Below are 14,568 nucleotides of genomic sequence, written 5' to 3'. Positions count from 1 at the left end.
CCTCCTCGACGAGAACTTCCCCCTCCAGCTCTACCGGCGCCTCGGCGATGCCGGCTACGAGGCCGAGCACATCACCGCCCTCGGCCTGCGGGGCCTCTCCGACGACGCCATCCGCCAACGGCTGGCCACCGAGGCCGACCTGTTGTTCCTCACCCAGGACACCCAGTTCGCAGACCTAGCTCCCGACATCGTGGCCACCGTCATGATCTCCCGGGTCCCCCAGGCCATCCCCACCACCCGACGAGTCGAGCTGTGGGAGCACGCCATCGACGGCTTCCTTCTGCACCCCATCTCGGGAAGGCTCTTCGAGGTCCTCGGCGACGCACGGGTGGTGGCCTGGGACTTCCGGCCGTGACCGTCACCGTCGAAGCCGCCGTCGCCGTCGGCTGGCTCCCGGGTGTCGCCGGGATCGGGACCCCCGCCTTGGCGACGCATTGACCGGTCCGCGACGCATTGACCGGTCCGGGCCCCAGCGAGGCCGGCGACAGCCTCTGCGCAGTGCCGATCATCAGGCTCTGCGCCGGTCGAGCCGACCGAGACGCCGGAGGGGGTCCCGAGCTTCAGCGTCCGGTCGCCGGCAAGGACCACGTTCCCGTCAGCCCTACTTTGCCCCTGGTGACACGGACCCGAGCACTGGGCCGGCTACAGGTGCAGGCAGCTGGACGCCAACGTCTCCCGGCGGAACCTGCAGGGCTTCGCCCGCCACGCCGACTCCAAGACGAGCGGCCGCTGCGAACAGATCCCAACACGCGGTCAACCGCCACGTCACCTTATTAGGCCATCGTCCACTACCTCGCCGGCGGCACATCGCCACGGACCGGCCGGCTAAGCTAAGGACCGCAGCTCGGCCTCGGCGCTACGCGCGCTCGTGCCCGTCGGCCCCCCACAGCCTCCCCGATCGACAGGGTGCTGAGAGCGCCTTCACCAGGCTTCCTGCAAACCGGCCACCGATGCTGACCCGGCGGGATGGCTGCGGACTGTCTCAGAACGGCGGCTCGTCCAGGTGGAAGCCCAGGTCCGTCGATACGACGCAGCCCGGCAGGGAGGCGCAGCACCGATCCCAGTCGAAGGGCTGGCGCTGCGCACGACGCCAGACCTCCTCGGCTGGGTCGTGGCCGCGCCAGTTGACCTTGCGGCCGACAACGACCGCCGCAGCGACGTGCCCGCCCGCGGCCGTGAGAGCGTGCGCCGCAGACTGCAGCGTCGCACCGGTCGTGAAGGTGTCGTCAACAAGCACGATCCGTTGGTCGGCCACCCAGGCGCCAGGAGCCAAGGCGAACCCCTCCGGGTCGGGTCGGTTGCGGCCGATCCGCCCGGCGCCCGGTCCGGGGATCAGCACGGACTGGTAGCCGCCGGCGGCGACGATGTGCTGCAGCACCAGCCCGAGCGGATGGGGTCGGTCGCTGGCGCGCTTGGAAGGCACGTGGGTGACGAGGGTCAGCCTGGCATCAGGCTCGGGGGACAGGCAGACCAAGTGGATCCTGAGCCAACGGCTGAGGATCTCACGGAGCTCGATGAACCGCGGCGAGTTCTCCTGCTTGTAGGCGTGCATGAGGTTGCCGGCTGGAGTGCCGGTGTCCCACAGCATGATCGGGATGATCCGGTGGACTGCGCCGGCGATCGACGCGGTCTGACCGCACGTCCAGCACTCGTCGAAGTCCGGTGCGCGGTGGGCGTGGCAGATGGGGCACACGTCGGCCCCAGCGGTCAGCGGCGGGACGAGATGAGGCATCCACAGGTCGGTGATGTGGGCGCCGGCGCTCACGCCAAGGTCAGCTGCACGCTCTCGTGCGGGCCTCGGCCAGGGTCGCTGAGCTCGTCGAGAACCTGCAAGACCTCATCGACGTCGTGCACGACCGTGACACCCGGCCGCCCGACGAGCTCGCGGGCCCAGTCCTCACGGACGAGCGATTCGACGAGGAACAGCCGCCGACCGTGCTTGAGCGCGTGCCGTGCCTGCTGAGCTGCGCCCGACTTGCCACTCGCCTCGACCACCACCGTGCCGACCGACAGCCCGGAGGTGACCACGTTGCGCTGAGGGAAGCTCCGGCGAGTCGGGGGGCTGTTCGGCCAGAACTGCGACACGCAGGCGCCCGAGCGGCTCACCTCCACGGCGAGGTCCCGGTTCTCGGCGGGGTAGACGCGACGGATGCCGGTGCCGAAGACGGCAATGGTGCGCCCGCCCGCCTCGAGAGCGCCGCGGTGGGCGGCTGTGTCGATGCCGGCGGCCAGCCCCGAGACGACGGTGACGCCCGCCTTGGCGAGGTCATGCCCGAGCCGGTGCGCCTGCTCGAGCCCGCCGTCGGTGGCCTGGCGGGTTCCAACGACGGCGATGGCCCGCCGGTCACCCCCCGGCCGCAGATCGCCGCTGTAGAAGAGGAACGGGGGCTGGTCGTGGACGTCCCGAAGGTTCGCGGGGTAGGCGTCGTCGAAGATGGTGACCAGTCGTGCTCCGGCCTCCTCCGCCTCAGCGACCAACTTCTGCGCCCACTCGAGGTCCTCGCTGGTGACGTCGCCCACCACTTCGCGACGCGTGTCCTCGTCGACGTCGCCGCCGCCGCCCATCGCGGCCGTCACCGATCCCGCTTCATGCAGCAGCGCCACCGTGCGGGGCATCGTGGCTCGGGTGCGCTTGGCGATCGCAACGAGCAGTTCCTGTTCATTCCGCATGATCCGCAGGATAGACGCCACCTGTCCCGGACACGGGAGGCGAAGCGGCGGCGTCAGCCGACCCGGCGCATCATGCTGGTAACCATCAGGCTGGTTTCCGCGGCATCGAGGGTCGCCGGAACCTTTCGGGATTCGCTGAAATCTCGGCTGCGCTAGCGGCTAGCGGTAGCGACCGGAGCACTGCGTCACCGCGACCACGTCCCTGGTGGTTTGCGTCACTTTCGCCAGCGGCCCGGTGCCGTGCTTGATTTAGTGGGCGAACTCGACCCACAGTGGCAAGTGATCGGAGATGCGCCACGACATCTGCTGGCGGGTGAGGTCGCGGTGGACCAGCCCGGTGAAGTCGAAGCTGCCGGCTTGGCCTGTGGGCTGCAGCGACAGCTTCGGGATCTTGCCGGTCTCGCTGGCGAACCAGGCGATCTGATCGTAGTGGTTGGTTGTGGGCGAGCCGAAAATGGTGCGCGGGACTTCATGCAAGGCGGCCGGCACCGTCAGGCCGGTAGAGGTCAACGCCTGGTACAACGGGTCGTCCTTGCGGTCGATGTTGAAGTCACCCAACGCGATGAGGTTGTGGTGGTAGGCGTTGACGGTGCTGGCCCACTCCGCCAGCCACCGCGCGATCGCGCGTAGTTCGCCGACCCGCTGCGCCGGCGAACGGCCGTAGAGCACGTGGAGGGCCACAAGGATGAACGTGTCTCCCGCTCCGTAGAAGGAGCAGGCGTAGGGGGTGCGGGCGAACTGGCGGCCGAATGCGCCTTCTTCGATGTCGTCGCGCTCGGGAGGCACGACCAGCTCGCAGGCCAACCCGGAGGGTTTGACCCGGCGGGTGTCATACAGAAACGCCATGCGCTCGTCGTTGCCGGCCGCCCCGCGGGTGACGTCAGTCAGCAGCAGTCCCCACGTGTCCCCGGCGCGGTTGAGCCAGGCCAGCAGATGGCGCAGCGCGCGCAGGTTGCCGCGGACCTCCTGCAAGGCGACCACGTCGAAGCGCGACACGATCTGCCCGACGGCCCGCAGGCCGGCCAGGTCACGCTTGGGGCTGTCGTCGTCGCCGGCGACCCACTTGTCGGTCAGCCCACCAAAGGCCCGTAGGTTCCAGGTGGCGACCAGCAGGTTGCGGTCGACTCGGCGGGCGGGGATGGCGTCGTCGAGTGCATCATCGAGGTCGGCGAGCTCGCCGGCTACCGCCTTGGGCGGTGTATCGCGAATCGTCGGCACCCCAGCCCCTCCTGCCCTCACACCCGGCAAGACTCGGCTCACAGATCCCCAGAAAGTGACACCAGAAGCATAGGGCCTACCAGCTGGCGTACCCGGCCCCGTCCGCCGACGCTGGGTGGCCCGCGGGGACGGCGAGGATAGGGGCGGGACCCGGATGGCCGCTGCGGTCCACGTCAGATGCCGTCACGACTTCTTCGCGGGCGATGGCATGCCCTGACGGGCACCCGCTTCACGAGCCTGGCCGCCCTGTCCGGCAACGACCTGGCGACCCTGCCCGACTTCCTCGCGGAGATCCGCACGCCGGCGAACTCGCTGCCCGGGGTGTCAGGCCTCCAGCTGCAGTTCGCCAACCACGACATCCGCAGCCCTGGCGACGCTCCCGGCGTCCTCGTGGCCAATAAACTCGGCCGCGCTCAAGACGAAAACTGGGCGGCCTTTCGTGCCTCGGGCACGTGCAGCCTTTCGGGATGCGGCCAGGCGGTGGCCCGGGATGGCGTAGTCCACACCGTGGTCCTGGTGGTCGCAGCGATCGTGGCGGGACGGCACCGCGGGTGGGTGATCGGTCCCCCGTGGCTGCGGCCGGGCGCGGTTAGGGGACACGCAGTCCCCAGACGTGTTTGCCGAGCGGGGGTCCAGCGAGGCCGGTGTCTTTGTGGCCTGTGGGGTCAGCCAGCCGCCCGTAGTAGCGCGCCTCGACCTCGTAGGGGTTGGCGTCGTAGCCCACGGTGAGGTTGGCGTGCAAGTAGGCGGCGTTGAAGTCGGGGTCGTGTTGGTGCTGTTGGACGTGGCGCAGCTCATGCACGAGGCTGTTGTTGACCACGTAGAGGTGCCGGTCGGCCAGGGCCGGCTTGGCAGCCACGTGCACGACCACGCGGTAGGCGTCGGGTCCGACCTTTTGGGTGGAGCCTTGCTGGCCGGGAGATGTTTGTGGCCGCAGCCGCAGCCGGATCTCGGTATGGGGGCCAACGGTGGCGCCGGCGGCGTGCAGGGCGGCGTCGAGCGCGTCAGCGTCGACGGTCAGTGGTGGTGAGCCGCTCGGCCGATCGTCACGCAGGTGGACCGCGTCGCTTGGCCGGCGGTGCTGGCGGGCCGGGGCGACCGCGAACGCCTGGTGGGTCTTCGCCGAATCCATGCCCACAGGGACAGCCTCCGCCTACGGGTGGACGGCGAGTGAGCGCGGCCAGTCCCCCATCGACGTCGACGAAGGCGTTGCGCGCCACTGGCCGTGGTGGCGCGTCACCATCGCACCTGGGTGACCGGGATGGCGTGCGGGTCGGTGGGCTCCACGATGTGCATCAGCCAGGCGTAGTCGGAGTCGGCGCCAGCGGTGAGGAAGACCGCGTGGGCGTGCTGGGCTTGCAGGTGCTGCTGGTCGTGGCGGGGGCCGCTGAGCAAGTCGGCCAGGCAGGCGACCTTACGGGCGCGTCGGAGGGCCTCGGCCCGATCGACGTGGCCGTTGACGATGAAGCCAAGGTCTGCGGCCTCACCCAGCGGTGTCACGCCGTGGGGGGCCAACGCCTCATCGCCACTGAGCAGTCGCGGGGCCGTGACCGAGCAGGCGAGGTGGCGGATCATGCGAGCGAGCGTGCCCGGATCCAGACGCCCATCGGTGTAGAGGTGCTTGCCGGCGGGGTCGTGGGGGCCGGCCTGGATGTGATGTGCGAGCCACTCGATGTCGTCGAGGAGCTGCGCGCTGTCCTCGCGGGCGCGATCCAGCAGATGTCCGGCGGTGGTGCCAACGTCAGTCAACATGGCTTTCTCCTTCAGGTGTCGAGGGCGCGGCGGGGTCGTGCGGGCCGATCACAGGCGGTGCGCACGGAGCGACTAGGAGCAGGAGGGCGGCGAGCGGGGTCATGCAGGCACGTCGCTAGAACAGGGTGAGGTCAGGGGCGGGCAGCGGCCGGTTGCTCCACAGCACCTCCGTGCGCTCGTTGGTGGTTCTTGAGCGGTTGGCCGTGTCGGCGCGGCCGGGGAGTTGCGTGCGGTGCCAGTCGCCGTACAACGCGTCGTAGAGCGGCGAGGGGTAGCCGGACAGCACGACCGTGCCCTCGCATGCTCGCAGCGTGTCAGCGAGCCCCCGGTGGTCGTCCTCGGTCATCGTGTGCCGGTAGGCACCGCCTGAGCGTGATGACTGCGACGATTGCACGTAGGGCGGGTCGCAGTAGTGCACGGTGCGGGGCCCGTCCATCATGGCGATGACGTCGATCGCGGGCCGGCTGTCGATGAGGACTGGGGCTAACCGGTCGATCGTCTCGGGCAGCCCAGCGACCTTGCGCAGCACCGTTGCGGACTTCGGGGTGCTGGCGCGGCCGTCGCTGGCCGAGCATTGCCAGCCCGAGCGGGTGCCGGTCTTGTGGGCGAAGCCTTGCTGGACGCGCACCCAGAAGCGGCGTGCCTGTTCCAGGGGGTCGTCGGTGGGCTGCCATGCGCCGTGGTACTCGTCGCGGGCGTAGGGGGTCATAGCGAGCAGGTCGACGAGTTGGGGACCGCGGTCGCGCAGCTGCCGCCAGAAGTTGACCAGGTCGCTGTCGAGGTCGTTGACCATCTCGATGTTGGCGGGCCGCTTGGCGAACAGGACCGCAAGGCTGCCAGCGAACGGCTCGCAGTAGACCCGGTGTGGCGGCAGGAGACCGGCGATGACATGGGCGAGTCTGGCCTTGCCGCCGTGGTAGGCCAACGGTGGTCTCATCGGGCGGCTAGCGGGCTGGGTGTGGCGGGGCGGTGTGGCCATGAGGTGCTCCAACGGGGTCTCTAGGTCAGCGCGAGCGGGAGGGAGGGGACCAACACGGCGTAGGCGAGGTAGGCCACGGCGAGGGCGAGCCCGCCGGTGATGAGGGCCTCGGCGGGCCCACCGGTGCGCGACAGGACCGGCCAGGCGCAGCGGGCGGGGTGTGGCCACAGCAGCGGGCAGCCTTGCGGGGTCAGGCAGTCCCCGGCGAGGTGCAGGGCGGCGCCCAGCGCTACGGCGGCGGGCAGCCAGGGCACTGGGCCGAGGTGGACCCAGCCGATCCCGGTGAGCGCGACGGTCCAGGCGACCAGGGTCAGGTCGATGACGCCGCCGCCGCGCAGCTGTTGGGGACCCAGGGCGCGGATCGCCAGCCCGACGCACAGCCCGCCGGTGGCTAGGGCCACGACATCCTTGGCGGGGCTGAGCATGCCGGCCCATACCCCGGCGGCGACCGCGGCCACGAACACCAGCGAGTGGGTGGCCTGGCGGTGGCCGCCGGCGAGGGTGGCGATCGCCACGGCCAGCAGTTGGCTGACGGGTCCCAGCGCCCGCGCGACCGTCGAGCTGGGGTGGTCCAGGTCGGGCAGCAGGGCGGCGCCAGCGGTGACGACCGCGCCGGCGGCCAACCCGGCCGGCTCCATGGGTATATCGGTTGCGGCCGCCAGCGGGGGGGCCAGCGCCAGCCACCCGGCGGCGCCGCTGAGCGCGTGGGACCGGCCCATCATTGGGTGGGCCTGTAGCCGATGTGGACGTGTCCGGTGTGGTCGCTGTCGGTGAAGTGGCCTGGGCTTGGCAGCCGGAACGGTGAGCCGACCTCGCTGGGCCGCAACTCACCGTGCAGCCCGGCGAGGAACTCCACGACCTGGCGGGCGCTGGCGCTGAGTCGGCTGACCGGCGTCGCGTCGAACAGCCAGATGTCCACAGCGCGGTAGTGCCAGTGGTGCGACTCGCGGCAGCCCGACCGGTTGCCGCCGCCGATGCAACGCGAATGGCCGGTCTTGATGACCGACACCGCGTAGCTCCAACGGGCCGCCAGGGCCTCCATGACGGCGATGACCCGCCCGTCCATGGCGGGGTGGCGAAGGTCGGCGATCTCGCGGGCGGTCAGGCGCACACGTCCCTGTGCCGCCAACTCGATCAGCGTCTCGGGGTTGCCGGTGACGTTGCCCGACACGGCGAGCGCAGCCTCGTAGGCGTCGGCGTAGGCCGCCGCCCGGTCCAGCACCGCCGGCACGTACGCGCGGGTTTCGGCGTATGGCGGGATGCCCCCATGGCGGGCGACGGCGCCGCCGCCGGCGTTGTAGGCGGCCAGGGCGAGCTCGATCGACCCGAAGCGGGCGAGGTGACCGGCGAGGTAGCGGGCCGCACCGTCGATGGCTTGGGGCGGGTCGCACGGGTCGATGCCCATGCCGGCCGCGGTCGCGGGCATGAACTGCATGAGCCCGCGGGCGCCGGCGCTGGAGTCACGCTGGCAGGCGATGACCTCTGGTGACCAGCCCGACTCGCGCCAGGCGACCGCAGCCAGGATGTTCCATGCGACGCCGTGGCGGTCGCCGGCCTCCATGAACAGCGGCAGGAACTCGCCGGGGATGTCGGCCAGGGCGAACGCGGTCGGTACGGCGAACCCGTCGTTGACCGGCGTCATCGAGCCGATCAGCACCGGCACCGCGCCGATCCCCGCGGCGGCAGCAGCCCCGACACCCGCGAGGAACCGGCGGCGGCTGATCAGCGCGGACGCAGCGGTCGCAACGCCGCCGGTGGCCGTGGCGGACGCGGCCTTGGCCACCGCAGCCTTGGCCACCGCAGCCTTGGCGACAGCGGTCTTGGCGTCCGGGCCGGGGCCGGTCTTGAGGTCGGTCACCTAGTCGTCGCCCTTTGGTTAGTGGACCAGCTCGTGGACCCGCCAGCGCGACCCGTCTCGGATCAGCCGGACGGTGAACGAGGGGTGGGCGAGGGTGTCGCCCTCGATGGTTCGGGTGCGCTGGCGGGCGACCACGACCAGGGTCATCTGTGGGCCGGTGGCGTCGTGGCCGTGGATGTGCTCCACGACCGCCTCGGTGACCTCTCCCAGCTGGGATGGGCCGGAGCGGCCAGGCTGGCGCAGGTCGGCCAGCAGTTGGTCGGCCAGCGCCTCGGTCACGTACGGTCGGATACGCCCGAGCGCGTCGTCGGGCGGCTCGTCGTGGGCGACGCTGGCCCACTGCTCGACGAACCCCGCCGCGACAGCTTGGGCGTCGGCGCGGTCGCGTGTGGATGGTGGCCGGTCGTCGACGCCTGGGGTGGGGTCACCGGCGCTCGTGGGCCGCGCGGCCAGGTCCCGGCGATCTTGGGTGACGGCTTGGGTGACGGCTGCCCTGTCCGCCTCGGTTGCCGCCGGTGTGTCCGATGACCCACGGGCAGCGGCTGCCAGGGTCACGGCGGTGACGGTGGCGGCCAGCACCGCCACCATCGCCGCGAGCCGTGCAGGGTCGATCAGCGTGGTCACGTCTGCACCGCCTCAACCGCCAGGATGGGCAGACCGTGTTCGGTGCGGTACGCGCCCAGCACGTCGTGCGCCCAGCGTTCGGCGTCGATCTCGCTGCGCGGACGCCGGTGCCGGCGCTGGTCGACGTGGCGGGCCTCGTGGGCGACCAGGTGCACCAGCTCCTCCGCCCAGCCGCTGATGACCACCGGAGGCGCGGTGGCGTAGCGGGTGTAACGCGACACCCGGGGGTAGGCGTCGCCGGTGGCCGCCGGGCGTGGATCGGCTGGCATCCGCAGGCTGAGCAGCCACCGTGGCCGGCCACCGCCGGGGGCGGGCCGGCGGGGGTAGGACCGCCCCGACCAGGCGTAGGTGGCGCGCATCGTCTGGGTGTGGGGCGGGTGATGCTGGTCGGGGTCGCCGGCGAGGCGTTGCGCGCCGGCGCGGGTGGACGCGGCGTGGCCCCGCCATCCTGGGCCGGTGACGTTGGTGTGCTGCCCGCATCCGTGTGCGGGCCGGCAGGCCAGCAGCCAGCGCACGACGTCGGTGTCGCTGGGGGTGATGGCCACCTCGATGTCATGGTCGTCCACGCCGGCCAGCCCGGCCGCCACCAGCGCGGCGAGCGTGGCGTGGTCGGCGTGGATGGCCTCGTCGATGATCAGGCGCATCGACTAGGCCCCCCAGCCGGCGGCGACGCCAGCGGCCGCCTGCCACGTCCACACCCAGCCGGCGTGCAGCCATCCGCCGAGTTGGGTGGGGGTGATCACCCCGATGAGCAACGCCACGACGGTCAGGGTGAGCAGCAAACGGGTGGGTGGGCGCATGGGGCGGTCCTTTATCGAGTCGCCGGGCAGACGAGCGTCACAGGGTGTCTGCGGTCAGGGCGTCCAGGGCGGTTTTGGTGTCGGCGTCAAGGCCGGCGTAGTAGGTGTCCCAGCGGCGCAGCTCGCCGATGACGTCGGCGCCGGCGGGCCGCACGACGGCGCGCTGGTCGGTGATCAGCTCGAAGGCCAGATGGTCGTCGTCGGTGACGGTGACGGTGTGGAACGTCAGGTTGCGCCGGCGGGTGGTCTGCAGGTCGAAGGCGTAGCCGGACTCGGTGTGGTAGCCGCCGACCAGCGGGAGGATCCAGATGGCGCCGCTGTCGGTGTCGACACGGTGGTGGCGGGCCAGCGCCGCGCGGAACGCCAGTGTCGCGTCGGGATGGGACACCGCGAGCTCAGCGCCCTCGGCCAGGAGTCTGGTCAGCAGCCGGTCGAGGTCGTCGGTCCAGCGCTGTGGCGGGGTCATTTCACTACCTCGGTGACGGGGCGCCCACCCAGGTGGGTGACGCCCTGGGCGGCCAGGACAGCGAGCAGCTGCGTGCGCATCTTTGGGCTGGCGCACGCGATGCGGGTGGGCGCCTGCGCGCCGGTGAGGTCGATGCCGTTGCGGAACATCACCTCGTTGCTGCCGCCGTTGTGTTTGGCGAGCTTGGCGGGGTCGCGGGTGAGCTTGGCGGGGTTGAACTTGGACGAGGAGGGGTTGATCGCCCCGTAGTGGTCGCCGTTGTAGGCGTACCAGTCCGCCCGGCGCAGCAGCCGCGCGGGGTCGTCCCAATACAGCGCTGCGCCGCTGCCCGGGCCAGCGACGCGCAGGAAGACCGACTGGGCGCCGCCGGTGTCCATGTCGGCTGACTCCGAGCTGCCCACCCCAGGTTTGACGCCCATGAGCCGACGCCGTTCGGTGCACGCCAGGACACCGCCGTTGCGGAACATGTCCAGCAGCTTTGACTGGCTGGTGTTGTGCGCCAGCCCGCGCTGACCGAACGCGGCGTTGACCTTGGCGTGGGCGGCGGCGACGTCGAACCGGTTCCACTGCAGCCACCCGCCGGCCTGGGTCGGGGTCGGGTCATAGCCCGGGGAGGCGGCCAGCGCGCCGGCGTCGGAGAAGCCGGTGGCTTTCGCCACGGCGTCGCGGACGATGGCCACCTTGTGGGTCAGCGCGCCGGCTTCGGCGTCCAGCAGCAGCTGGCGGCCGAAGTCGCCCAACTGCGCTTCGTTCATGCCGATCGCGTCGTCGGCGCGGTCGCTCCACAGCTGCTGGTAGGTGGCCTCCTCCAGCCCGTCGGCGGTGGCCAGCGCTGCGGCCACCCCCGGGTGGCCGCCGAGCTGTTGGGCGGTGATGTTGCGCTGCAGGTAGGCCCATTCGCCTTCGGCTTTGGACATCGGCCGGTTGACGAGGTTGAGCTGGCCGAGGCGGCGGACCATCGCCGGGCCGTGCCCGCCGCCGGGCGGCGCGATGATCTCCAGGGCGCCTCGGTGGGAGTAGGCGGGGTCCTTGCGGCCGTGCGCGGCGGCGTGGGGGCGGTACACCGCGGTGTAGCCCTCGCCCAGGTCGATGACGTACTCGTGGCCGCTGGCCGTGGAGCGCTGCTTGCCGTCCCACGACGTCGTCCCGTCGTGCAGGTCAGGGTCGATGCGGGTCGCGGTGCGTACCGAGGCGGCCAGCCGCCCGTCGGCGGGTGCGTCCACGGGGGCGGGCACCATCTCGGTGACCGTCACCGTCGCGGTCACCTGGTGGGGGTGGATGTGGGGGATCTTGCCGCCGGCGGCGTAGGCGGTGTCGTAGCCGGGGTCCAGTCGCAGCGCGATGTCGTCAGCGGCGGCGCGGTAGGCGGCCAGCATGGCCTGCTCGGCCTCGGTGGCCTGCCCGTTGTCGAGTTCGTCGAGCTGGGCGGTAAGCGCGGCGTGGTTGGCGTGGGTGTGCTCGGGGATCGCGTCGCCGGCCTTGAGGTGGTGGTTGACGCTCTTCGCCACCGTCGCCAGCTGCTGGTGCAGCCCGTGGGTGGTGTCCAGCGGCAGCTGCCCATCGACCTCTTTTTCGACCGTGACGGGGATCTTGTGCTCGTCGGTTAGCGCCAGCGCCTCGAGCAGCTTGGCTTCGGCTGCGGGGGTGACGGTGGTGTGCAGCACCTCCAGGGGCCCCTCGACGTGGTGGTAGGCGACCAGCGTGGCCGCGGAGTCCTCCAGGTCGGCCCCGCCGATCAGCAGCGCGCTACCGTTGACGTCGCCGACGGGCACGGCGTCGGGCACGGTGATGAGGGCGTCACCCAAGGCGTGGGGCGTCGCCACCGCGGGCTCGTGCGCCTCGGCCGGGTCCTCGGCGGGCTCGTGCGCCTCGGCCGGGTCGTCGGCGGGGTCCACGGGGGCAGCGCCCGACTGGGTGCCCCCGGCGTGCTCGTCGACCCCGGCGGGGGTGTGGGCGTGCACGAACTGGGCGACGGTGAGGGGTTCGTCGACGGCCGTGGTTGCCGGCGTCACCTCGTAGGGCTCGTGAGCCTTCTTCGCGTCGCTGCCCATCACGCCACCTTGGTCAGGCCCTTGACGTCCAACCCGGCGGCCGAGAACATCCCGGCGAAGGCGTCCCGCAGGCCGTTCTTGCGGGCGACGACGTGGTCCAAGAACTCCTCGGCGACCTCGGCGTCGGACACGTTGGTCTTACCGGTGCGTTTCTGCGCGGCTTTGCGCATGGACGCAACCCACCCCAGGCCGGCCTTGACGCCCTCGGTGGCCACGGGCGCCAGCTCGGCGCGCAGGGCGGCGTCGGGGATGGACTCGAACGCCTTGATGGTGGGGATGGCGGCCTCCGGGCGTACCCGCACACCGGGCCCCAGGTTGCCGGCAGCTGCGGCCTTGTAGGCGGTGACGAACACCGGTGGCGGCTGCCCGTAGCTTTGGCCGTTTGGGTCGTAGTCGACGGCCAGACGGTCCTGGCCGAAGTAGCGGAACGCCTGGCCGTGGTCGATCGGGGTCAGCCCCCCCGTGGGGGTGCGCAGCACGTTGGCGGGGTTGCCGTCGTAGTTGGAACAGACCCAGCCGGCCACGTGGAACCGCACGATGCTGTCCACATCAGCCTGTGACCACTGCGTGGGGCTGGTCGACAGCGGTCCGGCGTTGGGGATCCACGGCTGCAGTGATCCGACCTTGCCGTCCACGTTGCGGACGTACACCGGTGGGGTGCGCACCCCCGCGAGGTTGTGCACTCGGGCTGCGGCGGCCTCGGCAGCTGCCCGCGCCCCGCCCTTCGAGTCGGGCTTGTGCAGCCACGTGGCGCCGTCCTGGTCGGTGTGGAACGTCTTGGGGTGCATCCCGCCGACCGCCGCCTTGTGGCCCGCCGACAGCTGCAGACCAGCGACCTGCTCTGGGGTCTGATAGGCGGGCACGTCGGCGGTCACCGCCTGGTGGGCCTTGAGTGCCGCCACCACGTTGGCGTGCTTGGCCGCCCATGAGCCCGCAGCCGACGTGCCCGCGGGCTTGGCGGCGTGCGCGGCCGTCGCCGTCGCGGGCCCGGGCGTGCTGTGCCCGCCGCTGTTGGCGGGGGTGGCGGTGGGCGGCGGCGGCTTGGCCTTCTTCTTGAGGTTGTTGGCGGCGGCGGACTGGACCTCGGCTTTGGACAGCGCCGGATCCCAGCTGGCCGCGATGTAGTTCTGGATCTGGGCGCGTGTCGCGCCGGCGGTGTCCATACCCAGTTGCTTGGCGGCGGCGCGCAGCGTGGGCAGCGGCTGGCCCTTCGCCCAGGTGCGCCACGGCTTGGTGTCGGTGGCCAGCTGCCCTGTGACCTGCCAGGCCGCCACGGGCGCGCCGACGGCGTCGGCGACCGCCTTGGGGTCGGGGGTCTGGTGCGCCCACTCGCCGACGGCTTGTGTGGCCGTGGCCGCGTCCGCGTGCGCCTTTGACCAGGCCACGATCGTGGCCGCTGCCGCGTCGACGGGGATGGGGCCCGCGGCCGCGGCGGCCGCGGCGGCCGTCTTGGCGGTCGCGACCTGCTCGTGGCGGTCAGCAGCCAGGGTCTGCAGCTGCTGGCGCACTGTTGGGTCGGTGGGGGCGCGCAGCAACGCCAACTGGGAGGGACGGTCCAGCCAGGCGGCCTGCGCCTCGGTGATGGCGCCCTGGTCGAGGGCGTGGGCTACCGCGTGGCCGATCATGGTGTTACGCGCGGTGGGGGGCAGTGCGTCGAGCTGCTTTGATACCAGTCCGGCGCCCGCTGCTTTGACGGTGGCCAGCGAGTCGCCCATCTCGTCGCACTGGGCGCCGGCGAGGGTGGCCTCGGCGTCAAGGACCGCTTGCAGACCCCCGCCGTCGTCGGGTTTTCCCCCCGACCAGGCGGGGGCGTACAGGTCGGTCAGCGACTGGTTGAGACCGGCCATCGCCTCGGCGACCTGCGTCGGAGTGGCCTGCCAGCCGCCACCGCCCGGCGGCGCCGGCGGGTGCAAGGCTGCTTCGGCGGCGTGCACGTCGGCCAGGGTCTGCCCGCCGATCGTGTCGACGTCGTCGGCGGCCAGCTGGGCGTAGCGCTCGTCGGCCTTGGCGTGGATCTTGGTCTTGGAGGCCGCGTCGTCGGGGTAGGCGGGGTTGAGCCAGTGCACTAGCGCCCCGTGCCCGCCGGCTGCGGTCGCACTGGCGCTGACCAGCGTGGGGTGCGCGAACCCTTTGTCGGCGGCCAGCTGCTG

Annotated in this window: 15 protein-coding genes; 1 reads left to right on the top strand and 14 read right to left on the bottom strand. The window is 71.6% G+C overall.

All coding sequences use genetic code 11. From position 1 onward, the window contains the following. Positions 1–355, top strand: a 355-nt coding sequence (locus WD250_17080; protein ID MEX2621930.1) for a DUF5615 family PIN-like protein, incomplete at its 5' end; no start/stop codon positions are given. A 627-nt stretch (positions 356–982) separates the two neighbouring features. Here WD250_17080 and WD250_17075 read toward each other — a convergent pair. The 14 genes from WD250_17075 to WD250_17010 form a co-directional block, all read right to left on the bottom strand. Further along, a complete protein-coding gene (locus WD250_17075) occupies positions 983–1,765 on the bottom strand; it encodes a hypothetical protein (GenBank protein ID MEX2621929.1) in 783 nt (260 codons plus the stop codon). Beyond that, positions 1,762–2,670: a DNA-processing protein DprA gene (locus tag WD250_17070; protein ID MEX2621928.1), complete on the bottom strand. Its 909-nt coding sequence runs from the start codon at positions 2,668–2,670 to the stop codon at positions 1,762–1,764. Before WD250_17070 ends, WD250_17075 begins: the two co-directional genes overlap by 4 nt. A 249-nt stretch (positions 2,671–2,919) precedes the next feature. Then, a complete protein-coding gene (locus WD250_17065; protein MEX2621927.1) occupies positions 2,920–3,888 on the bottom strand; it encodes an endonuclease/exonuclease/phosphatase family protein in 969 nt (322 codons plus the stop codon). Positions 3,889–4,477: 589 nt separating this feature from the next. Beyond that, the gene (locus WD250_17060; GenBank protein ID MEX2621926.1) at positions 4,478–5,020 is read right to left on the bottom strand and encodes a hypothetical protein; all 543 of its coding nucleotides are present in this window, start codon (positions 5,018–5,020) and stop codon (positions 4,478–4,480) included. 104 nt (positions 5,021–5,124) lie between these two features. Beyond that, positions 5,125–5,640, bottom strand: a complete 516-nt coding sequence (locus WD250_17055) for a hypothetical protein (protein MEX2621925.1) — start codon at positions 5,638–5,640, stop codon at positions 5,125–5,127. Between the two features lie 115 nt (positions 5,641–5,755). Continuing rightward, positions 5,756–6,577, bottom strand: coding sequence for a DNA adenine methylase (locus tag WD250_17050; protein MEX2621924.1), 822 nt, complete (start codon positions 6,575–6,577; stop codon positions 5,756–5,758). A gap of 62 nt (positions 6,578–6,639) precedes the next feature. Continuing rightward, positions 6,640–7,341 carry a metal-dependent hydrolase gene (locus WD250_17045; protein MEX2621923.1) on the bottom strand — a complete coding sequence of 234 codons (702 nt, stop codon included), beginning with the start codon at positions 7,339–7,341 and terminating at the stop codon, positions 6,640–6,642. Continuing rightward, the gene (locus WD250_17040) at positions 7,338–8,477 is read right to left on the bottom strand and encodes a lytic transglycosylase domain-containing protein (protein ID MEX2621922.1); all 1,140 of its coding nucleotides are present in this window, start codon (positions 8,475–8,477) and stop codon (positions 7,338–7,340) included. The genes WD250_17045 and WD250_17040 overlap by 4 nt, the downstream gene beginning before the upstream one ends. An 18-nt stretch (positions 8,478–8,495) precedes the next feature. Continuing rightward, positions 8,496–9,101 carry a hypothetical protein gene (locus WD250_17035; GenBank protein MEX2621921.1) on the bottom strand — a complete coding sequence of 202 codons (606 nt, stop codon included), beginning with the start codon at positions 9,099–9,101 and terminating at the stop codon, positions 8,496–8,498. Then, complete coding sequence (locus tag WD250_17030) at positions 9,098–9,745, bottom strand: hypothetical protein (GenBank protein MEX2621920.1); 648 nt, start codon at positions 9,743–9,745, stop codon at positions 9,098–9,100. The genes WD250_17035 and WD250_17030 overlap by 4 nt, the downstream gene beginning before the upstream one ends. 3 nt (positions 9,746–9,748) lie before the next feature. Further along, positions 9,749–9,901 (bottom strand): hypothetical protein, encoded by a 153-nt coding sequence (locus tag WD250_17025; protein MEX2621919.1) that lies wholly within the window; start codon positions 9,899–9,901, stop codon positions 9,749–9,751. A gap of 37 nt (positions 9,902–9,938) precedes the next feature. Beyond that, the gene (locus tag WD250_17020) at positions 9,939–10,367 is read right to left on the bottom strand and encodes a hypothetical protein (GenBank protein MEX2621918.1); all 429 of its coding nucleotides are present in this window, start codon (positions 10,365–10,367) and stop codon (positions 9,939–9,941) included. Continuing rightward, complete coding sequence (locus WD250_17015) at positions 10,364–12,418, bottom strand: hypothetical protein (GenBank protein MEX2621917.1); 2,055 nt, start codon at positions 12,416–12,418, stop codon at positions 10,364–10,366. Before WD250_17015 ends, WD250_17020 begins: the two co-directional genes overlap by 4 nt. Then, positions 12,418–14,568 (bottom strand): hypothetical protein (locus WD250_17010; protein ID MEX2621916.1); only part of this gene is annotated, 2,151 nt, incomplete at its 5' end. The genes WD250_17015 and WD250_17010, both read right to left, overlap by 1 nt.

This window comes from Egibacteraceae bacterium, from assembly GCA_040905805.1.
In the GTDB taxonomy this organism is placed as follows: domain Bacteria; phylum Actinomycetota; class Nitriliruptoria; order Euzebyales; family Egibacteraceae; genus DATLGH01.
The sequence above is the reverse complement of the archived record's forward strand: the minus strand, read 5'-3'. Positions and strand labels throughout refer to the sequence as shown.